The organism is Hylemonella gracilis, assembly GCF_004328645.1.
Lineage (GTDB): Bacteria > Pseudomonadota > Gammaproteobacteria > Burkholderiales > Burkholderiaceae_C > Hylemonella > Hylemonella gracilis_B.
On the sequence record NZ_CP031395.1, the window covers coordinates 3,275,269 to 3,301,295 of the forward strand.

The following is a 26,027-nucleotide window of genomic DNA, read 5'->3' on the forward strand; positions in this document are numbered from 1 at the left end:
CATGGACATGCGCGCCCGCAAACAGAAGCTCGTGATGATTGGCAATGGCATGGCCGGCGTGCGCAGCCTCGAAGAGCTGCTCAAGCTCGCGCCGGAAATGTATGAGATCACCGTCTTCGGCACCGAGCCCCATCCCAACTACAACCGCATCCTGCTCTCGCCTGTGCTCGCGGGCGAACAGCAGCTCGAGGACATCGTGCTCAACGACTGGGCCTGGTACGAGACGAACGGCATCACCCTGCACGCGGGCTGGACGGTGACGGAAATCGATCGCCGCCAGCGCCTCGTGCACGCCCGCAATGCCCAAGGCGAAACACGCAGCGCGCCCTACGACCGGCTGATCCTCGCCACCGGCTCCAACCCCTTCATCCTGCCCGTGCCCGGCAAGGATCTGCAAGGCGTTCTGGCCTACCGCGACATCGCCGACACCGAGGCCATGATCGCCGCCGCCGCGCAATACAGGCACGCCGTCGTGATCGGCGGCGGCCTGCTGGGTCTGGAAGCCGCGAACGGGCTGATGAAGCGCGGCATGGACGTCACCGTGGTGCACGTCGCACCCTGGCTGATGGAGCGCCAGCTGGACGAGGTGGCAGGCCGCATGCTTCAGAAGTCACTGGAAGACCGAGGCATGAAGTTCCGCATCGGCGCACAGACCGGGGAGCTGCTGGGCGACGCCACGGGTCGGGTCGCCCGCGTGCGCTTCCAGGATGGCGATGAACTGCCCGCCGAACTCGTGGTAATGGCCGTGGGCATCCGCCCCAACACCGCGCTGGCCGAGCAGACCGGATTGCACGTGAACCGCGGCATCGTGGTCAACGACACGCTGCAGACCACCACCGACCCGCGCATCTACGCCGTGGGCGAATGCGCGGCGCACCGGGGCATCGCCTACGGCCTGGTGGCGCCGCTGTTCGAACAAGGCAAGGTGCTGGCCAACCACTTGGCGCAGTTCGGCATCGGCCGTTACACGGGTTCGCTCACCTCGACCAAGCTCAAGGTCACCGGCATCGACCTGTTCTCCGCCGGGGACTTCCTCGGCGGACCGGGTACCGAGGAAATCGTGCTCAGCGATCCGCATGCCGAAGGCGGCGGCGTCTACAAGAAACTGGTGCTCAAGGACGACAAGCTGGTCGGTGCTTGCCTCTATGGCGACACGGTGGACGGCAGCTGGTACTTCAAGCTGCTGCGCAATGGGCGCAACGTGACCGACCTGCGCGACAAGCTGATGTTCGGCGAATCGAACATCGGCGACGCGGGCCACCAGGGCCAGTCGCGCGCCATGGCCATGGCCGATGGTGACGAAGTCTGCGGCTGCAACGGCGTCAGCAAGGGCGCGATCTGCAAGGCCATCAAGGAAAAAGGCTTGTTCACCCTGGACGAGGTGCGCAAGCACACCAAGGCCAGCGCAAGTTGCGGCTCCTGCACCGGCCTGGTGGAGCAAATCCTGATGTTCACGGCTGGTGGCGACTACAGCGCCACGCCCAAGACCAAGGCCCTGTGCGCCTGCACCGAGCATGGGCACCAGGCCGTGCGCGACGCCATCCGCACGCCCTTGCCCGACGGGCGCAAGCTGCTGACCATCCCGGAGGTCTACCGGCATCTGAATTGGAAAACACCCAACGGCTGCGCCACCTGCCGCCCCGCGGTCAACTACTACCTGCTCAGTACCTGGCCCAAGGAGGCCGTGGACGACCCACAAAGCCGCTACATCAACGAGCGCAGCCACGCCAACATCCAGAAGGACGGCACCTACAGCGTGGTGCCGCGCATGTGGGGCGGCGAGACCACGGCCGACGAATTGCGCCGCATCGCCGACGCGGTGGACAAGTACAAGATTCCCACCGTCAAGGTCACGGGCGGGCAGCGCATCGACCTGCTGGGCGTGAAGAAGGAAGACCTGCAGAACGTCTGGCGCGACATCGGCATGCCCAGCGGTCACGCCTACGCCAAGGCGCTGCGCACGGTCAAAACCTGCGTGGGCAGCGAATGGTGCCGCATGGGCACGCAGGACAGCACGCAGATGGGCAAGGACCTGGAGCGCGCGCTCTGGCGCATGCAGGCGCCGCACAAGGTCAAGCTCGCGGTCAGTGGCTGCCCGCGCAACTGCGCCGAGTCTGGCATCAAGGACGTGGGCGTGATCGGCGTGGACAGCGGCTGGGAGCTCTACGTCGCGGGCAATGGCGGCATCAAGACCGAGGTAGGTCAGTTCTTCTGCAAGGTCAAGACCGCCGCCGAAGTGCTGGAGTACAGCGGCGCCTTCCTGCAGCTCTACCGCGAAGAAGGCTGGTACCTGGAACGCACCGTGCACTACGTGGGCCGCGTGGGACTGGACTACGTCAAGAAAAAGATCCTCGACGACCACGAAGGGCGCAAAGCCTTGTGGGAGCGCCTGCAGTTCGCGCTGGACGGTGAACCCGACCCCTGGTTCGAGGCTGACAAGGCCCGCGTGGACCAGCGCCAGTTCATCCCCATCCAGGTCGAAAAAACCACGGCCTGACGGACTCCCACCCGCCAAGCAAGCCCCCCATCCGCCATGAACATGAACCAATGGACCCCCATCTGCCAGGTCGAGGACATTCCCCGACTGGGCGCGCGCCGCGTCGAACGCCCCCAGGGCATGGCCGTGGCGCTGTTCCGCACGGCGCAGGATGACATCCACGCCTTGCTCGACCGCTGTCCGCACAAGGGTGGCCCGCTGTCGCAAGGCATCGTCTTCGGCGCCAGCGTGGCCTGCCCGCTGCACAACTGGACCATCGAATTCGCCAGTGGCTGCGCCCGCGCGCCCGACGAAGGCAGCACGCCACGCTTTGCCGTCATGGTGGACCAGGGCGTGGTCCACCTCGATGCAACTGAACTTGCCACGCTGGCGCTGGACGTCGCACCGCCCGTGGCCGGCCCCTGCCTGCGCAAGGTGGCCTGCGCCTGAGGGTGACCCCGGAACTTGGCATGCCTAAGGAAACTCGCTCCACCTGTCCCTACTGCGGTCTCGCCGCTGCGCGGCGCGCCCGCTGGGCGTGTACAGGCAACACCTCCGTAGGGACTCGGCATGCCTAAGGAAACTCGCTCCACCTGTCCCTACTGCGGTGTGGGCTGCGGTGTGATCATCGAAAGCGAGGGTGACCAGATCACCGGCGTGCGCGGTGACCCGGAGCATCCGGCCAATTTCGGCCGGCTCTGCTCCAAGGGTTCCACCCTGCATCTGACGGCCGCGCCCGAGATCACGCGCCAGCACCGGCTGCTGCAGCCCTTGCGGCGCGCGCAACGCGGCGACGCGCCCGTGGCGATCGGCTGGGATGAGGCGCTGGACGACGCCGCCACGCGTTTCGCCCAAATCGTCCAGGCGCATGGACCGGACGCGGTGGGCTTCTACATCAGCGGCCAATTGCTCACCGAGGACTATTACGTCTTCAACAAACTGGCCAAGGGCCTGATTGGCAGCAACAACATCGACACCAACTCGCGCCTGTGCATGAGCAGCGCCGTGTCGGGCTACAAGCTCACGCTGGGCGCGGACGCGCCACCGACCTGTTACGAAGACATCGACCACGCCGGCTGCCTTTTCATCGCGGGCAGCAACACCGCCTGGGCGCACCCCGTGCTCTTTCGTCGGATCGAGGATGCCAAGCGGCGCCGACCGGACCTGAAGATCGTCGTGGTCGACCCACGGCGCACCGACACTGCGAGCGGCGCCGACCTGTTCCTGCAGATCCAGCCCGGCACCGACGTGGCGCTGTTCCACGGCATGCTGCACCTCATGCTGTGGGAAGGCTGGACGGACAGCGCCTACATCGCCGCGCACACCCAGGGCTTCGACGAACTCAAGAGCCGCGTCCGTGACTGGACACCGGACCGGACGGCGCAGGTCTGCGGCATCCCGAAGGAAGCATTGGCCGAGGCGGCGCGCCTGTTCGCCACCGGTGGGGGAGATCCGCAACACCGCCGCCCCACCCTCAGTCTCTACTGCCAAGGCCTGAACCAGAGCAGCAGCGGCACGGCCAAGAACGCGGCCCTGATCAACCTGCACCTGGCCACGGGCCAGATCGGCCAAGCCGGCGCTGGCCCCTTCTCGCTCACGGGCCAGCCCAACGCCATGGGCGGGCGCGAGGTCGGCGGCATGGCCAACCTGCTGTCCGCCCACCGCGACCTGGCCAACCCCGCGCACCGTGCCGAAGTGGCCGCGCTCTGGGGCCTGCCCTCCGTGCCCGAACAGCCCGGCAAGACGGCGGTAGAGATGTTCCAGGCCGCCGCCGATGGCGAGATCAAGGCGCTCTGGATCGCTTGCACCAACCCCGCGCAGAGCATGCCCGATCAGGCCACGGTGCGACGCGCGCTGCAACGCGCCGAGTTCGTGGTCGTGCAGGAAGCTTTTACCACCACGGCCAGCTGCGACTTTGCCGATCTGCTGCTGCCCGCCACCACCTGGGGCGAAAAAGAGGGTACGGTCACCAACAGCGAACGCCGCATCAGCCGTGTGCGCGCGGCGGTGCGACCGCCTGGCCAGACCCGGCACGACTGGAAAATCGTGGTGGACTTCGCGCGCCGTCTGCAAGCACGGGGTATCGGCTCGCGGCACGCGCTGTTTCCCTACGATGGCCCTGAAGCCATCTGGAACGAACACCGCGCCAGCACGCGCGGACGTGATCTCGACATCACGGGTCTGAGCTATGAACAGCTGGAAGCGGCACCTCGGCAATGGCCCTGCCCCGCCGACACGACCCGGCATGACCCGGGCCAGACCCCAACCCTCATGCCGCAGCACCCCGGGGTCTCGCTCGGCAAAGCCCGTCTGTACGAGGACGGTCGCTTCCCCACCCCCGATGGGCGCGCACGTTTCGCTTCGGTGGACTACCAGCCGGTGGCCGAACCCCGCAGCGCGCGCTTTCCCTTCGCCCTGACCACGGGCCGTCTGCGCGACCAATGGCATGGCATGAGCCGCACCGGCACCCTGGGTCGTCTCTTCGGTCATGCGCCTGAGGCCCTGGTGCAGATCAACGCCAGCGACATGGCGCGGCGCGGCCTGAAGGAAGGAGAGCTTGTGCACCTCACCAGCCAACGCGGCTCCATCGTCCTGCCCCTGCAGGCCAGCGAGGACGTGGCCAGTGGCCAGGCCTTCATGGCCATGCACTGGGGTTCGGAGTTCCTCGGTGGACACAGCAGCACGGGCCAGCCCCTGGCCGGTGTGAACGCGCTCACGACTGCGGCCTTCGACCCGCTTTCCAAACAACCCGAGCTCAAGCACACCGCGGTCAAGATCCTCAAGGCCGAACTGCCCTGGACCTTGCTCGGCCTCGCCTGGTTGCCGCCCGAACGCGTGGGAGAAACGCGCGCAGCCTTGCGTCACCTGATGACGCGCTTTCCCTACACGAGCTGCGTGCCCTTCGGGCACGACAAGACCGGCCTGCTGCTGCGCGCGGCGGCCGACGCGGCCCCACCCGAGGAACTGCTGAACCAGATCGAAGCCCTGCTGGGCCTGGACGTCACGGGCGTGCTGCGTTACGTCGACCGCAAGCGCGGCCAACGCCGTGCCTTGCTGCTGCGACGGGACGCGGCCGCCCCGGCCGGACCGGCCACGCTGCAGGCCGTGCTGCTGGGCGGCGACACCCGTGCTGAAAGCTGGCTGCGCAACCTGCTGCAGGACGAACTGCCCGCGCAGGCCTACGGCCGCCTCTTGCTCATGCCGGGCGCCCAGGCACCGGCCGCCCCGGACGCCGCGCGTCCACGCGCACGCCAGGTCTGCACCTGCTTCAACGTGGACGAAGACACCATCACCCAGACGCTGACGCAATGTGGTGGTGACGATCGCGAACGCTTGGTCGCCTTGCAGGACACGCTGAAGTGCGGCAGCAATTGCGGGTCCTGCGTGCCCGAGCTGCAACGCTTGGTGCGCCGCACGCAGGCGGCCCTGGCGCCTGCGCAACCAATTTGAGAACATCCGCTGAGCCGCGAAACCCTCTCCCGCAGCCGGCCCCGTCCCCATGTCCATTCCGCGCTTTTCCGCCCCCACCGCCGCCCGGCCCGCGACGCCCTTGTTGATGCCCGACACACAGATCCGCGACGCGGCGCCCGCGACCCCGCCGCACCCGCAGGGCATCTCCATCGTGAACCTCGCCGCGCGCCAGCGCATGCTGTCGCAACGCTTGATCCTGCAGATCCTGCTGGCCGCGCGCGGCGACACGGCCAAGCTGGACGAGGCGCGCCGCACCTTGCAGCTCTTCGGCGAGAGCCACCAGCGTTTGACGGGCGCTGCCACGGCCACAGGACTGGGCGACGCCGAAGCCCGCCGCATCCACGACACCTACCGCGGCCCGGCAGGCGTGGGACCAGTCATCGATGCGTTCATGCGGCTGGTGCGCGAGGCCATCGACCGCATCGTGGCGCGGGACACGACCACCCCTGAAACCATCTCCCAGTTGGTCGACCAGACCGACCGCATCCTGTCGGCGCTGGACACCGCGACCACGGCTTTCGATGACATCACCCGCAGCCGCTCTGGCGCCATGCTCAAGGAACTGGTCAGCATCGTGGGCGACATCCAGGGCGTGGCCAAGGAGGCCAAGATCGTGAGCTTCAACGCCCAGGTGATGGCCGCCCGCGCGGGCCAGCACGGACGCGAGTTCGCCGTCGTCGCCAACGTGCTGTCCAACATCACCGATGTGATCGACGGCCTCACGCGCAAGGCCGCGGTGCTGGCCGAACAACGCCACACGCTCGCGGCCTGAGCACGGGCCCGGCCCGGGCTAAACTTCCCGTCATGCTTGCTTCCATTCCCGCGATCTGCCTCGGTGCCTGCCTCGGCGCGCTGGCACGCTGGCAACTCGGCCTCTGGCTCAACGCCTCCGGCCCCATCGCTGGCACCTTCCTGCCCTGGGGCACGCTGGCCGCCAACCTGATCGGCGGCTACCTGGTTGGCGTCTGCGTCGCCGTGTTCCAGGCCCTGCCGCAATTGGACCCAACCTGGCGCCTGCTGCTCGTCACGGGCTTCCTGGGTGCGTTGACCACGTTTTCCAGTTTCTCCGCCGAGGTGGTGAACATGCTCATGCAGCAGCGTTATGCCCTGGCCCTGGGCACGGCGGCGCTGCACCTGTTTGGCTCGCTGCTGCTGACCATCGTGGGCATGCAGAGCGCGAAATGGGCTCTCCCGGTCCTGCTGAGTCGCACGGCATGAACACGCAGATGCAAGTGTCCAGCGCCCGTGCAGAGGGCCGTGTCTACCTCGTCGGCGCCGGCCCCGGGGACCCGGAGCTGCTGACCCTGCGCGCCGCGCGCATCCTGGCCCGGGCCGATGCCCTGGTCTACGACAACCTGGTGTCCGACGGCGTGCTCGCCCTGGCCAACCCGACGGCCCAACGCATCTACGCGGGCAAGCGCCGCAATGAACATACGCTGCGCCAGGAGCAGATCAACACCCTGTTGGTGCAACTGGCGCGCGAAGGCCGCCAGGTCGTGCGGCTCAAGGGCGGCGACCCCTTCATCTTCGGCCGCGGTGGCGAGGAGATGCAAAAGCTGGCCGAAGCCGGCGTGCCCTTCGAGGTCGTGCCTGGCATCACGGCGGCCAGCGGCGTGGCCTGTTACGCGGGCATTCCACTCACCCACCGTGACCACGCCCAAAGCTGCCTCTTTGTGACGGGCCACCTGAAGCATGTCCAGGATGCCGCCGACACCACGTCCGACGGCGCGCAGGGCCCCACGCAACCCGACCTGGACTGGGCCGCGCTGGCACGGCCCCAGCAGACCGTGGTGATCTACATGGGTTTGTCCGCCCTGCCCGCCATCTGCCACAAACTCATCGAGCACGGCGCACCACCCACGCGCCCCATCGCGGCGGTGCAGCATGCCACGCTGGCCACGCAGCGTGTCGTCATCGGCACGCTGGCTGACCTGCCCACGCAGCCCGGCGTGCAGGCGCTGCGTTCGCCCAGCCTGCTGATCGTGGGCGACGTGGTGACCTTGCATGGCGCGCTCGACTGGTTCGACCCGAGCGCCGTTGCCGCCATGCGCCTGAGCCACGACGAGCTGCGTCCGCCACCATCCTTGTCCCCTCCAGGAGCCTCCTCATGAGCGCAGCGCTCGATTACCTCGTCCAGGCCCGTCCCGAGGCCATGACGCATTACTTCAGCTTCCTCAAGGACGCCGGCAAACACCTCGACCCCAAGACGCGCAACCTGATCTCGGTCATCACCAAGGTGCACGCGCAGACCGAGCGCGGCCTCAAGCAATACCTCAAGCGCGCGCTGCGCGAGGGCTGCAGTGCCGCCGAGGTGATCGACGCCCTGCTGATGGCCTTTCCCGCCCTGGGCCTGACCAAGATCGTCTGGGCCACGGACGTGATCCTGTCCATGAACCTGCCCGAATTCACGCTTGAGGCCTTGCAGGGGGGCAAGGCGCCTGGACGGAAGTCCCCTGACACCTCGGACGAAGCAGCCCCGCGCTGGCGCGAGGCACTGGCGCTGGACGAGGTGCCCGACGGGGAAGTCAGACGCGTGGACTGCGACGGCCGCGGCCTCTTCATCTACAGGGGCAAGCAAGAGGGGGGCGAGACCGTGCGGGTCTACGACAGCCTCTGCCCGCACAACGCCACCAACATCCCCGAGCTGGCGCTGGAACGAAGCCGCAAGGCAGGTCAGGCCGGTGAAAAAAGCCTGACCCTCACCTGCCCCAAGCATGAGTGGCAATTCGACGTGCAAAGCGGCGACTGCATCAAGAAGGGTGACACGCCGCTGACCCGTCTGGACAGCAAAGTGGAGGCAGGGCGCGTCTGGGTGCGCTGGTAGGCTGTTCCGGTCCGTCGAATTCCAAACCGGTGCCTGCTCGCTGTGGCACCATCACGGACCCGAAACTCCCCACACCCTCATGTTCCAACGTGCCGAAACCGAACGCCAGGCCCTGCTGCAAGCCCTGGCGCTCGGGGTGTTGCTGACGCTTGCCGCCCTGTTGACCGCCTGGCTCACACGCGGGCAAGCGATCTTTTCGTTGTTGCCTCCCGGTGGCGACGCGCCCGACATGCGGCCCGAGCAGCGCTTCGACCTGCACCTCACCTTCTTCACCATCTGGGCCACCATCGCGCTGGTCACGCCGGCCCTGTGCCTGTTTCCCTTCATCCGCGGCTCGGCCCTGGCCTGGCGTTACTGGCTGGCTTTCTGGACCGTCTCGCTGCTGGCCTTCGCCATCCACTTCTACTGGGCCGTGGTGCTGGTCTTCGGCAATGACTGGTCGCGCATCCTCAACACCCCGCGCGTGAGCGCGCCGCGCCTGGACACGGTATTCGCCATCTGGTGGGTGGCCGACGTGCTGCTGGCCTGGTTCCACCGCAGTGACGCGCTGTGGGTCCGCGCCCAGCGTCTGCTGGTGCACCTGCTGGCCTTCATCCTCTTCTTCATGGGCGCCGCGCGCGAGGGAGAACTGCTGCTTTCGCGCGTGATTGGCTACACCATGGCTGCCGCCGTGCTACTGGCCGTGCTGACCCGGCTCTGGCGCCTGCGGCCGGGTGCCGGGCGTCGGACGGGCTGAATCAGACGTTCCTTGCGGCCCGCCGGCGCAACACCACGCCGAACAGCAGAATCTGCGCGAGCAGCCCCGCCAGCGAGGCCCCCAGCATCAGCAGGCCGAGGTTGACCGGCCCGTCGTGCGACACCAGTCCCACGCCGTAGGCCGCCAGCGCGCCCAGCAACTGCTGGGTCATCCCGGCCACGGCGGCCGCCGAGCCGGCCAGTGCGGGCACCAGACTGACCGTGCCCGCGAGCGCGGGTGGCGTGAGCAGGCCATGGCCCACCCCGATGAAGACCAAGGGCAAGGCAAAGGCCAGCGGGCTGCGCCACCCCGCCCAGGCCAGCCCCAGCAGCAGGGACAAGCCCAGCAGCACCGCACACTGGCCCACGGCCATCAGGCGCCGCTCGCCCCAGCCTTCCACCAGGCGCGTGGTCAACAGATTGCCCAGCACATAGGGAAAGGGCACGGCCATGATGTACCAGCCCACCTGCTGCGGCGCCACGCCATAGCCGGCAAGCACGATGGGCGCGCCCGAGAGAAAGCAGTAAAAAGCCGCCGTGGTGGAAGCCAGCACCACCACGTAGAGCAGGAAGGCTGGCTCGCGCGCCAGCCGCGCGTACGCGCTGGCCAGGGTACGCAGCCAATGCCGGGGCGGCTCCTGCGCGGAGCCACCCGCGGGCATGGCGCGCGCCGGACGACCGGGCGGAATGTCCCGCCAGGCCATGACCCAGGCCAGCAGCGCCAGCGCGGCCAGCAGCACGAAACCCCAGCGCCAGCCGGCCTGCACGTGGATGTAGCCACCCAGCAGCGTGGCCAGGGGCGGACACAGGCCCATGACCATGCCGATGTAGGCCATGATGCGCGGGCGCTCGTGGCCGGCGAACCAGTCCTGCACCAGGGCCCGGCCCACCACCATGCCGGCCGCGGTGCCCGCGCCCTGCAGGGCACGCGCCGCGATCAGGGTGGACAGATTGGGCGCCAGGGCCGCCAGCACGGAGCCCAGCACGGCCAGCGCCAGGCCGAAAAGCAGCACGGGCTTGCGGCCCAGGCGATCCGACCAGGGGCCATAGACCAGCTGCAGGCTGCCGTACGCGGCCACATAGGCGCTGAAACTCAGTTGCACGGTGGCCTGGCTGGCACCGAACTCATGCGCCCAGTCGGGCAGCGCCGGCAGGCACAGGGTCATGGCCACGAGGCCGAAGGCGACCTGCAGCACCAGATTCACGGTCATGCCGCGGCGCGGGGAAACAAGAACAGACATGCTCACCAACCCAGGAATTGAAACAACAGCCCCAGCAGGGCACAGACCCCGATCACCTCCAGCACGGGGCGCCGGTAGCGCCACAGCCCGAGCAAGGCGCCGAGTGCGAGGCCCAGAGAGGCCAGGTCCACGCGCCCGCCGAGGCCTTGCGGCCAGGCCACATGGACGGCGAAGAACAGCGCCAGGTTCAGGATCACCCCGACCACGGCGGCGGTGATGGCGGTCAGCGGCGCGGTGAAAGACAGCCGGCCCCGCGTGGACTCCACCAGCGGCCCGCCCGCGAGGATGAACAGAAAGGACGGCAGAAAAGTGAACCAGGTGACCAGCAGCGCCGCCAGGGCACCGGCCAGGAACAGGGCATCCGGCCCCAGCAGCGCCTGGTTCCAGCCCCCGGCGAAGGCGACGAAAGCCACCACCATGATGAGCGGTCCCGGTGTGGACTCGCCCAGGGCCAGACCGTCCATCATCTGCGCATTGCTCAGCCAGCCGTAATGGCCCACCGCGCCCTGATGGATGTAGGGCAGCACGGCATAGGCACCGCCAAAGGTCAGCAAGGCCGCCTTGGTGAAGAACCAGCCCATCTGGGTGTAGTCGTGCCGCCAGCCGAGCAGGCCCCAGAGCAGGCCCATGGGCAGCAGCCACAAGAGCGCGCCGACCAGAAGCACGCGCGCCAGGCCGGACCAGGCAAAACGCGCATGCGCGGGCGGTGGCGTGTGGTCGTCGATCAGGGCGGGTCGCTCGGCGGACGGCGTCGCGGCTCGCGGCGCCTCGTCGGTGGAGGCGGCCGCCACCCCACTGTCACGGTCGCCGCTGCGGCCGACACGGGAGGAACGGCCCCAACGTCCCCCGACCCAGCCCAACAAGGCCGCCACCGCCACGATCAGCGGAAAGGGAGGCTGCAGGACGGCAATGGCCAGGAAAGCCATCACCGCGATGCCCGTCAGCCCGACGTCCAGGTGGCCGTCGCAGTACAGCACGCGCGCGCCGATGCGCCAGGCTGCAAAGGCCACGATGGCTGTGATCGCCGGTTTGACACCATGGAACAGCCCCGCCACCAAGGGCGTCTGACCCCAGGCCATGTAGAGCCAGGACAGCGCGATCAGGATGAACAAGGAGGGCAGCACGAACAGCGCCCCGGCGACGATGCCGCCCCAGCGACGATGCATCAGCCAGCCGATGTAGGTGGCAAGCTGCTGGGCTTCGGGCCCGGGCAGCAGCATGCAGTAGTTCAACGCATGCAGGAAGCGCTTGCCCGAGATCCAGCGCCGCTGCTCCACCAGGTCATGGTGCATGAGCGCGATCTGGCCCGCCGGGCCGCCGAAACTCAGGAAACCCAGTTTCAGCCAGTAGCGCGTGGCCTGGCCCAGCGAAACCGGCTCCGGCTCGGCCTGCGACTCCGACACCACGGACGCGGGCGGTCCGCCCCCCGACATCAGGCCAGGCCTTCCGCCTTCAGCGCGGCGTGCACGCCAGGACGCGCCGCCACGCGGGCCATGTAGGCCGTCAGGTTCGTGAAGGCACTGATGTCCAGCTTGACGGGGCGAGCCCAACTGGCCACGGTGAAGAGGTAGGCGTCGGCCACCGTGAAGTCGGCGCCCATCAGGTAGTCCTTGCCCGCGAGCTGCTGGTTCACCCAGCCCAGGCGGCGCTCCAGGTTGGCGCGCGCGAAGGCCTTGGCCTCCTCGGGCATGGCCGCGTTGAACAGGGGACTGAAGGACTTGTGGATCTCGGTGCCGATGAAGGTCAACCAGCTCTGCAGGCGATAGCGCTCGATCGTGCCGTTGGCCGGCGCGAGCTTCTTATCGGGTTTCTGATCGGCCAGGTACTGCACGATGGCTGGGCCTTCGGTCAGCACCTCGCCGCTGTCGAGCTGCAGGGCGGGCACATAGCCCTTGGGGTTGATGGCCAGGTAATCCGAGCCATCGGCCAGCGTCTTGGCCTTGAGATCGACGGCCAGTGCTTCGTGCGGCAGGCCCAGTTCCTCGAGCACGATGTGGGGAGAAAGAGAGCAGGCGCCGGGCTTGAAATAGAGTTTCATGGGTCAGAGGGTGCTGATTGAAGAAAAGAAAAAAGCGGCCCCGGCCTCTGGAAGCTGGGACGCGCCGGCGAAAACGTCGAGTGTAGGCAAATCCGCGCGCTCCGCGCTCACGCGAGTGGCACAATCCGCGACCTCCAGAGCGCTGCTGCGTTGTGACCCGCGCCTCTCTCCAGGTCGCTGTCGGTGGCCTCGCTGTCTGCCGCCACGACTGTCCCCAAGCCATTTTTCACGTTCTCCACGCTTTCCGCGCATGACCCGCACGCTCACCGGCACTCTCGGCATCGACTTCGGCACCTCCAACTCCGCCATCGCCTGGGCCGAGCCCGGAAGCCGGGCGCGCCTGATCCCCCTGGAACACGACGCCACGGCCATGCCCACGGCCGTGTTCTACGACAACGAGGACTTCAGCACCCATTTCGGCCGGGACGCCCTCGCGCTGTACCTGGAGGGCGCGGAGGGCCGGCTGATGCGCTCACTCAAGAGTCTGCTGGGCAGCCCCTTGCTGCAGGAGACCACGACGGTGCACAACCGCGCGCTGAGCTATCAGGACATCATCGCCACCTTTCTGGCCACGCTGCGCGAGCGCGCCGCGCAGGCGCTGGGCGCAGCGCCCACGCGGGTGGTGATGGGCCGGCCCGTGCACTTCGTGGACGACAATGCCGAGCGCGATGCGCTGGCGCAGGCATCTCTGCTCCACGCCGCGCGGGCGGTGGGGTTTCAGGAGGTGTCCTTCCAGCTGGAGCCGATCGCGGCGGCGCTGGACTATGAACGGCGGCTGGACCGGGAAAGCACCGTGCTGGTGGTGGACTTGGGCGGCGGCACCTCGGACTTCACCGTCGTGCGCCTGGGGCCACGACGCATGCAGGCGCCCGATCGCGCGGGCGACGTGCTGGCCACCACCGGCGTGCACATCGGCGGCACGGACTTCGACCACAAACTCAGTCTGGAACAGGTGATGCCGCTGCTGGGTTACCGCCATCTGGGGCCACAGGGCCGCGAGGTGCCCAGTCGCATCTTTTTTGATCTCGCGACCTGGCACCTGATCCACTGGCTCTACCAGCCGCGCGCCATCGCCGAGGCCCAGGCCCTCTGGACCAACTATGCCGACGCGCGCCTGCACCAGCGCCTGATGCGCGCGCTGCGCGAACGCCACGGCCACCGCATCGCCCACACGGTGGAGCAGGCCAAGATCCGCTGCTCGCAAGAGGACCGTGACTCGTCGATGGATCTTTCAGAGCTGGAGCCGGGCCTCGCCGCCCCGATGTCGGTGAGCGGGATGCAGGAACAGCTGCGCGCGCTGCTGGCGCGCACCGTGGCCTGTGCCCGGGAATGCGTGCATCTGGCGGGGGTGGCCGATGGCGCGCTCGCGGCCATCTACCTCACCGGCGGATCGTCCGCCCTGCGCCCTTTCCAGCAAGCCTTGCGGGCGGAGTTCGCGGGCGTGCCGCTGGTGAAAGGCGATCTGTTCGGCGGAGTGGCCTCGGGCTTGGCCTACGGCAGCGGTGCCTGAGGCGCACGCAGCACCACTGCAACAGCGCTGACGCCCGCGCGCGTCAGGCCGGGCACGCGCGAGGACGCGGGGCCCTGGCCCGCTCCGTCGTTCACACCGGCAAGGGGTGCTTGCTCAAGGCCTCGCGCACGATGGGCAGCAGAGCCTCGGCCTGACCGGATTCCATCGCGGACGCCAGCTCACGGCGCATGCGCACCTCCCAGAACTTCTGGATGTGGTTGGCGATGCCCTCCAGTGCCTCGGCCCGGTCAGGCATGGCCGCGAAGAAAGTGCCGATCTGGTTGGCCATGCGGATGAGGTGTTCGAGGTTCATGGTTGAGTCTCACAAAATGATTCTTCGAGGATGGCTGTACACGGACAGATCCTGGCCGCGGGCGAACCCCAGCAGACTCAGGCCGCAGTCCTGGGCCACGTCGATGGCCAGTCCCGTCACGCCGGACACGGCCGCCAGCAGCGTCACGCCCGCGCTGGCGGTCTTCTGCACCATCTCGTAACTGGCGCGGCTGCTGACGATGATGAAGCCTTCATTGGCGCGCGCCAGCTGAGCAGGCGCGCCGGGACGGGACAAGGCGCCGATCAGCTTGTCCAGCGCGTTATGGCGACCCACGTCTTCGCGCAGCAGGACGATCTCGCCATCCGCCGCACACCAGGCCGCCGCGTGCGTCGCCCCGGTGATGTTCAGCAGTCGCTGGCGCTCCCGCATCCGGCCCATGGCGGCCGACACGGCCGCGGCGCGGAACACGGTATGGGCATCGGTGGGCAAGGTCCTGGGAGAGCGCACGGCCTGATCCAGGCTGTCCGTCCCGCACAGGCCACAACCCGTGCGTCCGGCGAGGGTGCGACGCCGCTCCTTGAGCCGGGCAAAGCTGGCGGAAGCGATGTCCAGACTCACCGTGACGCCAGCCTGCCCTTCGCAGGAGACATCGGGCTGCACCTCGATGCCGTAGACCTGCGACGGGCTGTCGACGATGCCCTCGCTCAGGGAGAAACCAAAGGCAAAGTCTTCCAGGTCCAGCGGCGTGGCCAACATGACCGCGTGGGAAATGCCGTTGTAGACCAGGGCCACGGGGCATTCCTCGGCCACCCAGTCCTCGCCGTGGAACACCTGCCCGTCGCGCAGGCTCGTGACGGGGACCTTGCGTGCGTCCTTCATCACCGCCTCGGCGTGCGGCAGCGTTTGCGTGGGCAGGTCTTGCAGTTTCATGCCTGCATTGTCAGGCAAACTTACTTGCCCACCACCTCGGCCTGCGCGGCCTGCAAATGCTGCAGCTGCTCGCGGTTGAAGCGCTCATAGCCCTTCTGCCATTCGGACGGCTGTGTCACGGGCATCACCTGCACCGCCGTCACCTTGTACTCAGGGCAGTTGGTGGCCCAGTCGGAGTTGTCGGTCGTGATGACGTTGGCGCCCGATTCGGGGAAGTGGAAGGTGGTGTAGACCACGCCCGGCTGCACCTTGTCGGTGACGATGGCACGCAGCACGGTCGCACCTGAGCGGCTCTGGATGCCAACCCAGTCGCCCTCATGGATGCCGCGGTCCTCGGCATCCTGCGGGTGGATCTCTAGCCGATCCTCGCTGTGCCAGTGCACGTTCTCCGTGCGCCGGGTCTGCGCACCCACGTTGTACTGGGACAAGATGCGCCCGGTCGTCAGGATGAGCGGGTACTTGGGCGTGACCTTCTCGTCGGTCGGCACGTACTGGGTGATGATGAACTTGCCCTTGCCGCGCACGAAGCTGCCGATGTGCATGGTCGGGGTGCCCTCGGGCGCCTCGTCGTTGCAAGGCCACTGCACGCTGCCCAGCTTGTCCAGCTTGTCGAAGCTCACGCCCTTGAAGGTCGGCGTCAGCGCGGCGATCTCGTCCATGATCTCGCTGGGGTGCTGGTAGTTCATGGGGTAACCCAGCGCATTGGACAGCATCTGCGTGACTTCCCAATCGGCGTACTTGGCCTTGGGCGGCATGACCTTGCGCACGCGCGAGATGCGGCGCTCGGCGTTGGTGAAGGTGCCGTCCTTCTCCAGGAAGGAAGCGCCCGGCAGGAACACGTGGGCATACTTGGCGGTTTCATTCAGGAACAGGTCCTGCACCACCACGCACTCCATGGATTCCAGGGCATGGGCCACGTGTTGGGTGTCCGGATCGGATTGCACCGGGTCCTCACCCTCACAGTACAGGGCCTTGAAGCTGCCATCCACCGCGGCGCCCAGCATGTTGGGGATGCGCAGGCCGGGCTCGGCGCGCAGCTCCACGTTCCAGGCGCTCTCGAACAGGCTGCGCGCGGTGGCGTCCGACACATGGCGGTAGCCCGGCAGTTCGTGCGGGAAGGACCCCATGTCGCAGGAACCCTGCACATTGTTCTGGCCGCGCAGCGGGTTGACCCCCACGCCCTCGCGCCCCACGTTGCCGGTGGCCATGGCCAGGTTGGCGATGCCCATGACCATGGTCGAACCCTGGCTGTGCTCGGTCACGCCCAGGCCGTAGTAGATGGCACCGTTCTTGCCCTTGGTGGCGAAGAGCCGGGCCGCGCCACGGATCTGCTCGGCCGGCACGCCGGTGACGGCTTCCATCGCTTCGGGCGAGTTCTCGGGCTTGGACACGAAGTCGCGCCACTCGTTGAAGGACTTGGCCTCGCAACGCTCGGCCACGAAGGCTTCGTCCACCAGGCCCTCGGTCACCACCACGTGCGCCAGGGCGCTGATGATGGCCACGTTGGTGCCGGGCTTGAGCTTGAGGTGGTAGTCCGAACGGATGTGCGGGCTCTTGACCAGGTCGATCTGACGCGGGTCCACCACGATGAGCTTGGCGCCGGCGCGCAGGCGCTTCTTCATGCGCGAACCGAACACCGGGTGGCCGTCGGTCGGGTTGGCGCCGATCACCATGATGATGTCGCTCTTCTCCACCGACTTGAAGGTCTGCGTGCCGGCGGATTCGCCCAGCGTCTGCTTCAGGCCGTAGCCGGTGGGGGAATGGCACACGCGCGCGCAGGTGTCCACGTTGTTGTTGCCGAAGGCCGCGCGCACGAGCTTCTGAACCAGATAGCCCTCTTCGTTGGTGCAACGCGAGGACACCAGCGCGCCCACCGAGTCACGGCCGTACTTGGCCTGGATGCGCTTGAATTCGCTGGCCGTGTAGTTGATGGCTTCGTCCCAGCTCACCTCGGTCCACGGATCGTTGATGCTCTTGCGGATCATGGGGCTGGTGATGCGGTCCTGGTGCGTTGCATAGCCCCAGGCGAAACGGCCCTTGACGCAGGCGTGGCCTTCGTTGGCTTGGCCGTCCTTCCACGGCACCATGCGCACGACCTCGTTGCCCTTCATCTCGGCCTTGAAACCGCATCCCACGCCGCAGTAGGCGCAGGTGGTGATGGCGCTGTGTTCGGGCTGACCCAGCTCGACCACGCTCTTTTCCTGCAGGGTGGCCGTGGGGCAGGCCTCGACGCAGGCGCCGCAGCTCACGCACTCGGACGCCATGAAAGCCTCGTCCTGGCCGGGCGAAACGCGGCTGTCGAAACCGCGACCGGAAATCGTCAGCGCGAAAGTGCCCTGGGTCTCCTCGCAGGCGCGCACGCAGCGGTTGCAGACGATGCACTTGCTTGGGTCGTAGTTGAAATAAGGATTGGAAAAATCGATGAGCGGCTTGCTTTCGCCCTTGAAGTGGTTCGCGCCTGCGTCCGCGCCCTGACCGTAACGCACTTCGCGCAGGCCGGTCACGCCGGCCATGTCCTGCAGCTCGCAATTGCCGTTGGCCGAGCAAGTCAGGCAGTCCAGCGGGTGGTCGCTGATGTAGAGCTCCATCACGTTCTTGCGCAGGTCCTGCAACTTGCTGGTCTGCGTGTGCACCTTCATGCCGTTCTCGGCGGGCGTGGTGCAGCTGGCGGGGAAACCGCGCCGCCCTTCCACTTCCACCAGGCACAGGCGACAGGAACCGAAGGGCTCCAGGCTGTCAGTGGCACAGAGCTTGGGCACCTTGACGCCCGCGTCCACCGCGGCGCGCATGAGGGACGTGCCCTCGGGCACGGTGACGGTCTGGCCGTCGATCTCCAGCGTGACCTTTTTCTCGGATTCACGCAGGGGCGTGCCGTAATCGATTTCGAGCTTCAGATGGTCGAGCATGGTGCGCTCCTTCAAAGGTTCGGTGGTCCGGGACTCAGGCGGCTTTCTTGTCCGGGTTGGACAAGCCGAAATCCTGTGGGTAGTGGTTGAGGGCGGACAGCACCGGGAACGGCGTCATGCCGCCCATGGCGCAGAGCGAGCCGTTGACCATGGTGTCGCACAGGTCGCGCAGCAGCTTGACCTGCTGGGCCTTGACCTCGGGCTTGCCCTGGCGGTCGGCGTCGGCGAGGCGGTCAATGACCTCCACCCCGCGCGTGGAGCCGATGCGACAGGGCGTGCACTTGCCGCAGGACTCGATGGCGCAGAACTCCATGGCGTAACGCGCCAGCTTGCGCATGTCGGAGGTGTCGTCGTGCACCACGATGCCGCCGTGGCCGACCGTGGCGCCCACGGCGGTCCAGCCTTCGTAGTCCATGGGCAGGTCCCAGTGTTGCTCGGGCACATAGGCACCCAGCGGCCCACCAACCTGGATAGCCTTGACGGGCCGACCGCTGGCCGTGCCGCCACCATAGGTGAACACCAGTTCACGCAGCGTCACGCCGAAGGCTTTTTCCACCAAGCCGCCATGCTTGATGTTGCCGGCAAGCTGGATGGGCAGCGTGCCCTTGGAACGGCCCATGCCGTAGTTGGCATAAAAGGCCGCGCCCCGCGCCAGAATGATGGGCACGGAGGCGTAAGTGATGACGTTGTTGATGACGGTCGGCTTGCCGAACAGGCCCTGCAGGGCCGGGATCGGCGGCTTGGCGCGCACGATGCCACGCTTGCCTTCGATGCTCTCCAGCATGGCGGTTTCCTCGCCACAGACATAGCTGCCCGCGCCCTTGCGCACTTCCAGATGGAAGGCCCGGCCCGAACCCAGCACGCTGTCACCCAGGAAACCGGCCTTCGTGGCGCGGGCGATCGCTTCGTTCAGATTGGCGATCGCGTGCGGATACTCGCTGCGCACGTAGATGTAGCCGCGCGTCGCGCCGGTCGCCATGGCGGCGATGGTCATGCCTTCGATGAGCATGTAGGGATCACCCTCCATGGTCATGCGGTCGGAGAAGGTGCCCGAGTCGCCCTCGTCGGCGTTGCAGACCACGTACTTCTGGTCCGCCTGGGCGGCAGCCACGGTCTTCCACTTGATGCCGGCCGGGAAGGCCGCGCCACCACGGCCGCGCAGGCCCGAATCAAGTACCTGCTGCACCACGTCGGTGGGCTTGATCTCGAGCGCCTTGCGCAGACCCGCATAACCCTCGTGCGCCTGGTAATCCTCGAGCGAGACGGGATCGGTGATGCCCATGCGGGCGAAGGTCAGGCGCTCCTGCTTCTTGAGGTAATCAATCTCCTCGGTCAGCCCCAGGCCGAGCTTGTGCGCGCCGCCATTCTGAAAGCCCACGTCGAACAGACGCGCCACGTCCTCGGCCTGCACCGGACCATAGGCCACGCGACCTTTCTGGGTCGCCACCTCGACCAGTGGCTCCAGCCAGAACAGGCCACGCGAGCTGTTGCGCACCAGCTCGATGGCGATGTTGCGCTTCTTCGCTTCGCTCTGAATGGCCGCTGCGGTTTCGTCCGCGCCCAGGGCCAGGGCCGCGGAATCACGTGGCACGTAAATTTTCACGGCGGTGCTCATGCGGCCTCCTTCAGCTGCGCCAACAGACGGTCGAACTTGGTGGGTGTCACACGCGCGTGGAACTTGTCCCGGATCTGCACGGCCGGCGCGGTGGCGCACAAGCCCAGGCAGTACACCGGCTCCAGGGTCACGTTGTGGCCCGCCGCGCTCTTGCTGGCGTGCTCCCACAGTGCTTCGGAACCACAGGACTGGCAGGCCTCGGCCCGGCACACCTGAACCACGGCGCCCTGGGCGGGTTCGCTGCGGAAGTGGTGGTAATAGGTGATGACCCCGTGCACCTCGGCCCGGGAAACGTTGAGGGCTTCGGCGATGTCGGCCACGACATCGGCGGGGATGTAGCCCAGCTGGTCCTGAATGTCATGCAGGATGGGCAGCAAAGCGCCGGGCTGCTGGCTGCGCGCGTCGAGCACCGCACGCACCGTCGCTTTCTGCTGGGGGCTGGAGGGATAGTTCCGGGCTGTGCCCGTGGTCTTGTTCATGCTTGCCTCGCTCGGTCTGACCCCATCACAGGGATGGACGGGTCGGTGCGATCAGTTTCATCGCGGATCCGATCAATGGCAAATTTGTTTAGGACATGCTTTGATTCATTCGGTGAATGAATCGATGGCCTATTTCGCCATTTTTGCGAATGAGAATCTATTTCAATCGCCTTGACAGCTTCAACGGGTCGCCCCATCAAGGCAAACCGCCCCGGCAATGTTCAGAATGCCGGGCTCGTGAACACCGCCGGATCGATCCGGGCAGCGGAACGAAAAGCCGGGCGAGCAAACAAATACCCCTGCATCAGGCAGATGCCGACATCGCTCAGGAAATCGCGTTCAGCCGGAGTTTCGATGCCCTCGGCGATGAGTTGGATGCCCATGTCCTCGCACAAGGCCACCATGCTGCGCACGATGGCCTGACGTGGCCGGTCAAGGTGGACGCCCCGAATCAGGTCCATGTCCAGCTTGATCAGGTCGGGCTGGAAGTCAGACAGCAGCTTGAGCCCCGCGTAGCCGGCGCCGAAATCGTCGATGGCCGTCTTGAAGCCGCAGCGCTTGTACTCCCGCAGGATGTCGGCGAACCAGGGTCCGTCCTCGACGCGCTCGCCTTCGGTCACCTCGAAAATGATGCGCTCCACCGGGAATCCGTGCACCCGCGCGGCTTCCAGCGTGGTGCGGATGCACAGCTCGGGCTTGTAGATGGCATTGGGCAGGAAATTGACCGAGATGGATTCGGCAATGTCCAGCTCGCTCGCCGCCTTGATCGCCTTGACCCGGCAAGCCTGGTCAAAGCGGTAACGGTTGTGCTCGTTGACCTGGGCCAGCACGCTGGCCGCGCCCTCGCCCGCCGGCCCCCGCACCAGCGCCTCGTGCGCGAAAACAGTCCGGGCTCGAACGTCCACGATGGGCTGAAAGGCGTATTCGAACTGGAAGCCCACCCGCTCCGCCCGGCCACAGTCATCGCAGTCGCGCGCGCTGCCGGTCAGGGGTACAAAATCAATCGGAAAAGTCGGATTGAAACCGTGGCTGGAATCCTTGCGCATGCGGTCATTGTGACAGTAGCCGGCCGGGCAAATACCCGACTGGGCGCCTACAGCACAAGCACGACGGACTGTCGATGTTCGTATACCCTTAGGGGCTGCGTGGCGCAACTCCTGATCAATGTCAAGCACGGCTCGGCGGCGACGTGCTATAAAAAACCAACGCCAGTGCATAAACCCATGTCCAGATTCGGTCCTCCGACCCTGCGCGAACTGCGAGCCGACATCGCCGCCATGTACGACGGCGACGGGCCCGAAGCCGCGCGTTTGCGCGGCGCGCACCTGAGTTCGGTGATCCGACTGACACCACCGCTGATGTTCGCCAACTTCGGCAGTGGCGCTCTGGCGGTGTGGTCGTTCGCACCGGATATCCCCCTCGGCCTCTGGATCTGGATGGCCGCGCTGTGCACGGTCTGCGGCTTGGCCATGCTCAACTGGGTGCGACGGCGGGGGCGGCAGGTGCTCACGGCCTCCCCACGCAGCGTGCGACGCGCCACCCTGCATGCCCTGTTGCTGGCCAGTGCCTGGGGCACGCTGCCACTGCTGTGGTTCGGAGGTTCGACCATCGACCAGCAGTTGCCCCTGGTCGCCCTGATCAGCGGCATGCTGGGTGCCGGCAGCTTCGTGCTCAGCCCCCTCCCCTACGCCAGCCTGGCCTGGGCGGCGGCCATTTCTCTGGGGTCCATCGGGGCGCTGATCAACGCCGACAGCGCGTCCGCCGCCAAAGTGGGCCTGCTGGTGAGCCTGTACGCGCCCATCGTCGTGATTGGCTCGCTGGTGAGCTGGTACAAGTCCACCGCGCTGCTGCGCGCGCAGGCGCAATCGGCACGGCAGGAACAGATGCTGTCTGTGCTCCTGCAGGACTTCGAGCAGAACGCGGGTGACGCCCTTTGGGAGACCGATCCGGCCGGACGATTGCGGCATGCCTCGAAACGCCTGCGCGAACTGCTGGGTCTGCCCATCAAGGCACGGGAACCCGATGCGCTGCTGGAACTGCTGTCGCAACGCTGCCGCACCTGCGCCGACGCGCTCGGCCGCCAGTTGGCGTCCGGTCAGCCCTTCCGCGACCTGCGCCTGTCCATCCAGGATGAACGTGGCACGGTGCACCTGCTGATGAACGGCAAGCCGCTGTCGGACGAGAACGGCAACTTCCTGGGCTGGCGGGGCGTGGTCAGCGACGTGAGCGAGAAAGTGCTGCACGAGGAAACGCTGCGGCGGCTGGCGCACACGGACTCGCTGACCGGTCTGGCCAACCGCTTCCTGCTGCGCGACAGGCTGAACCGGCTCATCGTGCAAAAACACCCCCTGGCCTTGCTCGCCATCGATCTGGATCGCTTCAAGACGGTGAACGACAACCACGGCCACAGTGCGGGCGACGCTGTGCTGCAGGCGGTCTCCGAGCGCCTGCGCGCGCGCTTGCCCGCGGACGCGCTGCTGGCGCGTCTGGGTGGTGACGAATTCGCGGTCGTGCTCTCGACCCCGGCCGACATGGCGATGGTGGAGGTTCTGGCCCAGCGCGTGGTGGACAGCTTGAGCGAACCGATGGAGATCGGCTCGCGCATCCTGCGCGTTGGCGCCAGCGTGGGCCTGACCACGCGCCACAACGAACCCGTGTCGCTGGACGGTCTGCTGGTGCAGGCCGACATGGCCATGTACGCGGCCAAGGACGCGGGCCGCGGACGCTGGGCGCGCTACACGCCCTTGCTGGGTGAGCACAGCCGACGGCAACTGGCGATCGAGCAGGGACTGCGCACCGCGTTGGAGCGGGGTGAATTGGTGCTGCACTGGCAGGCCAAGCTGGATCTCGCCTCCTCCCACATCACCGGCGCGGAAGCGCTGATGCGCTGGACCCATCCCACCCTCGGCCCCATCGGGCCCTTTGAATTCATCGCCGTGGCGGAACAGTGCGGCCTGATCGACGCCATGGGCCAGTGGGCGCTGCGCGAAGCCTGCCGCGCGGGCACCCAGGAACTGGCCGGACTGACCGTGGCAGTCAATGTGTCGCCCGCCCAATTGCAGAGTGGTCATTTTCTGAACCAGCTGCGCGACGCACTGAACACCTCGGGCATGGACCCGGGTCGGCTGGAACTGGAGATCACCGAATCCGTCTTCATGGAAGACGCCGAACAGGCCCTGCGCCTGCTGCGCGACATCCGCCAAACCGGCGTGCGCCTGGCGCTGGACGACTTCGGCACCGGCTACTCTTCCCTTTCTTATCTGCGCAGCTTCCCGTTCGACACCCTCAAGATCGATCGCTCCTTCGTGACGGAGCTGCTGTCCAGGGAGCAATCCCGTGCCATCGTGCGCATGATCGCCGAGCTGGCCGCCACGCTGGGCATGCGCACGGTGGCCGAGGGCGTGGAAACGGCGGAACAGATGCAGGCCGTGCGCGCGGCGGGCTGCGACGAGGTTCAGGGTTATCTGGTGTCACGCCCCAAGCCACTGGCGGAATTCCGACGCAGCTTCGAAATGGCCGCGATCGCGCGGACACCGGGCTGAGCGGCCCCAGCCCGATGCGTTGACCCGACGGCCAGGTCGGCACCGTAGCCGGGCCCGGGCCTTGCCTCTATACTGACAAGGTTTCCAGGGAAACCCGATGGCCAGAGCAGCAACAAAACCCACGCGCACCGAAACCGTCAGCCCGCTCGAAGCCCACCTTGGCTTCTGGTTGCGCTTCGTCTCCAACCACGTGTCCGCGCGCTTTGCCGAACTGCTCGCAGCACACGGCATATCGGTCAGTGAGTGGACCGCCCTGCGCACCCTGCACGACCGCACGGAGACCCGCCATGCCGCGCTGATCGAGGCCCTGGGCATGACCAAGGGCGCCGCCTCCAAGATCGTGACCCGGCTGGAGGCCAAGGGCCTGGCCGAACGCCGTCTGGCCGAGGACAGCGCGCGCGATCAGGTGTTAACCCTGACGTCGCAGGGCCGGCGCCTGGTCCCGCTGCTGGCCGCCCTGGCCGACGCCAACGAGGCGCATTTCTTCGGCCACCTCAAGGCAGCGGAACGCCAGGCCCTGGTGGACAGCATGCGCGCCCTGGTCGCTCACCACGGGCTCGAGTCCGTTCCGGTGGACTGAGACCCGGGCCACACGCCCCGCCTTCCCCCTTTCTTCGCCCTCCAGGTCCTGCACTTGCAAAAGTTTCCAAGGAAACTACAATTGATAATTGGTATCCACGGAAACCAACTCACGCACAGCAAACCCGGAGCCTCTCATGAACCCCACCACCCTCTCCGCCATCGAATCCACCTTCGCCGCGTCCAAGGCCGGCAGCATCCACTTCGGCCAGGTCGTCGACCGCTTGATGGCTGCCGGGGTGGAGGCCTACCACGTGGATTACCGCGCCGCCCGCGTCACCTATTACCTGCCCGACGATGAAACGCACACACTCGGTTTCGAACCGCCCGCCGTGCCCGTGGCCCCTGCTTTCAACGCCGAGGGCATGGTGGCCGCCATCCGCGGCGCGCAAGCCGGCACCGTGAAGTACCCGGAATTCAAGCGTCTTTCGCAAGCCGCGGGCTGCGCGAGCTACACGGTCTGGATCGCGGGCCGTCACGTCACCTACTACGGCCGCAAGGGCGAGATGCACGTGGAGCGGTTTCCAGACTGAACCCCAGCGCCCTCCCACCTCACACGCACCAGGAAACATCATGATCGACCACATCGGCTTGCGCACGGCCCAGTTCGAACGCAGCAAAACCTTCTATACCCATGCGCTGGCCCCACTGGGCATCACTCCCCAGGTGGAGTACCCCGGCGGCGTGGGCTACGGCCGCGCGGGTGTGCCCATGTTCTGGATCGGCCAGTCGGAACAGGCACCGTCCAGCATGCACTTGGCCCTCACCGCCCCCGACCCGGCCGCCGTGAGAGCGTTCTACCAGGCGGCCCTGGCTGCAGGCGCGAGTGACAATGGCGCCCCGGGCCTGCGGCCCGACTACCACGCGCGCTACTACGCAGCTTTTGTGATCGACCCGGACGGCAACAATATCGAAGCCGTCTGCCACGCAGCCTGAGGTCCACATGCAGACCCGTGCATTCTTGCTAGGTGGTGTGTTGCCCACCGTCTTGCTGGGCCTGGGCACAGTCCTGATGAAACTCAGCATGCGCGAAGGTACCAGCGTGGCCAACTTCCTGCTCCACGTCGGCTTGGCCGTCCTCACCGTGGGCTTGGCGGGAAGTTGGCTGGGCGGCGGGTGGAAGATCACGCCGCGCGGCCTGCTTTACGCCACGGCCATGGGACTGTGCTGGTCCGTCGCCATCGGCGCCATGGCCTACGGCGTCTCCACGCTGCGGATTCCGCTCGCGGTGCTGGCGCCACTGACCAACGCCAATGCGCTGGTCGCGCTGACGCTGTCGCTGCTGATCTTCAGGGAATGGGAGGATCTGAAGCTGGCCCAGGCGCTGACGGGCACGGTGCTGATCATCGCGGGCGCGGCAGTGGTCTCAACCGCCAAGAGCTGAACATCAGCCCGGCACAATGCGCG

General features: G+C 67.0%; 23 protein-coding genes. 14 read left to right on the forward strand and 9 right to left on the reverse strand.

Annotated features, from left to right (window positions below):
• Position 1 precedes the first annotated feature (1 nt).
• The 8 genes from nirB to DW355_RS15315 all read left to right on the forward strand — a co-directional run bounded on the left by nirB (position 2) and on the right by DW355_RS15315 (position 9,507).
• Positions 2–2,497 (forward strand): nitrite reductase large subunit NirB, encoded by a 2,496-nt coding sequence (nirB, locus tag DW355_RS15280; protein ID WP_242671208.1) that lies wholly within the window; start codon positions 2–4, stop codon positions 2,495–2,497.
• A 42-nt stretch (positions 2,498–2,539) separates the two neighbouring features.
• On the forward strand, positions 2,540–2,926 hold the full coding sequence (nirD, locus tag DW355_RS15285) for a nitrite reductase small subunit NirD (protein ID WP_131282787.1): 387 nt from the start codon (positions 2,540–2,542) through the stop codon (positions 2,924–2,926).
• A 120-nt stretch (positions 2,927–3,046) separates the two neighbouring features.
• Positions 3,047–5,926, forward strand: coding sequence for a nitrate reductase (locus DW355_RS15290; RefSeq protein ID WP_131281335.1), 2,880 nt, complete (start codon positions 3,047–3,049; stop codon positions 5,924–5,926).
• Between the two features lie 49 nt (positions 5,927–5,975).
• Complete coding sequence (locus DW355_RS15295) at positions 5,976–6,719, forward strand: type IV pili methyl-accepting chemotaxis transducer N-terminal domain-containing protein (RefSeq protein ID WP_131281337.1); 744 nt, start codon at positions 5,976–5,978, stop codon at positions 6,717–6,719.
• A gap of 32 nt (positions 6,720–6,751) precedes the next feature.
• Complete coding sequence (gene crcB, locus DW355_RS15300; protein ID WP_131281339.1) at positions 6,752–7,165, forward strand: fluoride efflux transporter CrcB; 414 nt, start codon at positions 6,752–6,754, stop codon at positions 7,163–7,165.
• The gene (gene cobA, locus DW355_RS15305) at positions 7,162–8,058 is read left to right on the forward strand and encodes a uroporphyrinogen-III C-methyltransferase (protein WP_131281341.1); all 897 of its coding nucleotides are present in this window, start codon (positions 7,162–7,164) and stop codon (positions 8,056–8,058) included. Before crcB ends, cobA begins: the two co-directional genes overlap by 4 nt.
• The gene (locus DW355_RS15310) at positions 8,055–8,771 is read left to right on the forward strand and encodes a Rieske 2Fe-2S domain-containing protein (RefSeq protein ID WP_131281343.1); all 717 of its coding nucleotides are present in this window, start codon (positions 8,055–8,057) and stop codon (positions 8,769–8,771) included. Before cobA ends, DW355_RS15310 begins: the two co-directional genes overlap by 4 nt.
• A gap of 79 nt (positions 8,772–8,850) precedes the next feature.
• Entirely contained in the window at positions 8,851–9,507 is a 657-nt protein-coding gene (locus DW355_RS15315) for a hypothetical protein (RefSeq protein WP_131281345.1), read from the forward strand.
• A gap of 1 nt (position 9,508) precedes the next feature.
• On the opposite strand, the gene DW355_RS15320 is transcribed toward DW355_RS15315, so the two are convergent.
• Genes DW355_RS15320 through gstA form a run of 3 tightly spaced genes read right to left on the reverse strand, consistent with a single transcriptional unit; the run spans position 9,509 to position 12,785 of the window.
• On the reverse strand, positions 9,509–10,717 hold the full coding sequence (locus DW355_RS15320) for a multidrug effflux MFS transporter (protein WP_165493211.1): 1,209 nt from the start codon (positions 10,715–10,717) through the stop codon (positions 9,509–9,511).
• Positions 10,718–10,749: 32 nt separating this feature from the next.
• Positions 10,750–12,180, reverse strand: coding sequence for a chromate transporter (locus DW355_RS15325; protein ID WP_131281349.1), 1,431 nt, complete (start codon positions 12,178–12,180; stop codon positions 10,750–10,752).
• The gene (gene gstA / locus DW355_RS15330; protein WP_131281351.1) at positions 12,180–12,785 is read right to left on the reverse strand and encodes a glutathione transferase GstA; all 606 of its coding nucleotides are present in this window, start codon (positions 12,783–12,785) and stop codon (positions 12,180–12,182) included. The genes DW355_RS15325 and gstA overlap by 1 nt, the downstream gene beginning before the upstream one ends.
• Before the next feature lie 250 nt (positions 12,786–13,035).
• On the opposite strand from gstA, the gene DW355_RS15335 reads away from it, so the two are divergent.
• Complete coding sequence (locus tag DW355_RS15335) at positions 13,036–14,295, forward strand: Hsp70 family protein (RefSeq protein ID WP_131281353.1); 1,260 nt, start codon at positions 13,036–13,038, stop codon at positions 14,293–14,295.
• A gap of 91 nt (positions 14,296–14,386) precedes the next feature.
• Here DW355_RS15335 and DW355_RS15340 read toward each other — a convergent pair whose 3' ends face one another.
• From DW355_RS15340 to DW355_RS15365, 6 genes are all read right to left on the reverse strand, one after another.
• On the reverse strand, positions 14,387–14,608 hold the full coding sequence (locus DW355_RS15340) for a formate dehydrogenase subunit delta (RefSeq protein ID WP_131281355.1): 222 nt from the start codon (positions 14,606–14,608) through the stop codon (positions 14,387–14,389).
• Positions 14,609–14,617: 9 nt separating this feature from the next.
• On the reverse strand, positions 14,618–15,499 hold the full coding sequence (gene fdhD / locus DW355_RS15345; protein WP_131281357.1) for a formate dehydrogenase accessory sulfurtransferase FdhD: 882 nt from the start codon (positions 15,497–15,499) through the stop codon (positions 14,618–14,620).
• 20 nt (positions 15,500–15,519) lie between these two features.
• The gene (fdhF, locus tag DW355_RS15350) at positions 15,520–18,405 is read right to left on the reverse strand and encodes a formate dehydrogenase subunit alpha (RefSeq protein ID WP_131281359.1); all 2,886 of its coding nucleotides are present in this window, start codon (positions 18,403–18,405) and stop codon (positions 15,520–15,522) included.
• Positions 18,406–18,439: 34 nt separating this feature from the next.
• Complete coding sequence (locus DW355_RS15355) at positions 18,440–20,020, reverse strand: formate dehydrogenase beta subunit (protein ID WP_131281361.1); 1,581 nt, start codon at positions 20,018–20,020, stop codon at positions 18,440–18,442.
• A complete protein-coding gene (locus DW355_RS15360) occupies positions 20,017–20,499 on the reverse strand; it encodes an NAD(P)H-dependent oxidoreductase subunit E (protein ID WP_131281363.1) in 483 nt (160 codons plus the stop codon). Before DW355_RS15360 ends, DW355_RS15355 begins: the two co-directional genes overlap by 4 nt.
• 221 nt (positions 20,500–20,720) lie before the next feature.
• Positions 20,721–21,545, reverse strand: a complete 825-nt coding sequence (locus tag DW355_RS15365) for an EAL domain-containing protein (RefSeq protein WP_131281365.1) — start codon at positions 21,543–21,545, stop codon at positions 20,721–20,723.
• Between the two features lie 177 nt (positions 21,546–21,722).
• Between DW355_RS15365 and DW355_RS15370 the strand changes: the two genes are divergently transcribed.
• From DW355_RS15370 to DW355_RS15390, 5 genes are all read left to right on the forward strand, one after another.
• Positions 21,723–24,041, forward strand: a complete 2,319-nt coding sequence (locus DW355_RS15370) for a putative bifunctional diguanylate cyclase/phosphodiesterase (protein ID WP_131281367.1) — start codon at positions 21,723–21,725, stop codon at positions 24,039–24,041.
• Between the two features lie 97 nt (positions 24,042–24,138).
• Positions 24,139–24,621 (forward strand): MarR family winged helix-turn-helix transcriptional regulator, encoded by a 483-nt coding sequence (locus tag DW355_RS15375; RefSeq protein WP_131281369.1) that lies wholly within the window; start codon positions 24,139–24,141, stop codon positions 24,619–24,621.
• A 136-nt stretch (positions 24,622–24,757) separates the two neighbouring features.
• Positions 24,758–25,153, forward strand: a complete 396-nt coding sequence (locus DW355_RS15380; RefSeq protein ID WP_131281371.1) for a DUF1398 domain-containing protein — start codon at positions 24,758–24,760, stop codon at positions 25,151–25,153.
• Between the two features lie 40 nt (positions 25,154–25,193).
• Positions 25,194–25,556, forward strand: a complete 363-nt coding sequence (locus tag DW355_RS15385; RefSeq protein ID WP_131281372.1) for a VOC family protein — start codon at positions 25,194–25,196, stop codon at positions 25,554–25,556.
• Positions 25,557–25,563: 7 nt separating this feature from the next.
• Positions 25,564–26,004, forward strand: a complete 441-nt coding sequence (locus tag DW355_RS15390) for a hypothetical protein (RefSeq protein ID WP_131281373.1) — start codon at positions 25,564–25,566, stop codon at positions 26,002–26,004.
• The last annotated feature ends 23 nt before the right edge of the window (positions 26,005–26,027 follow it).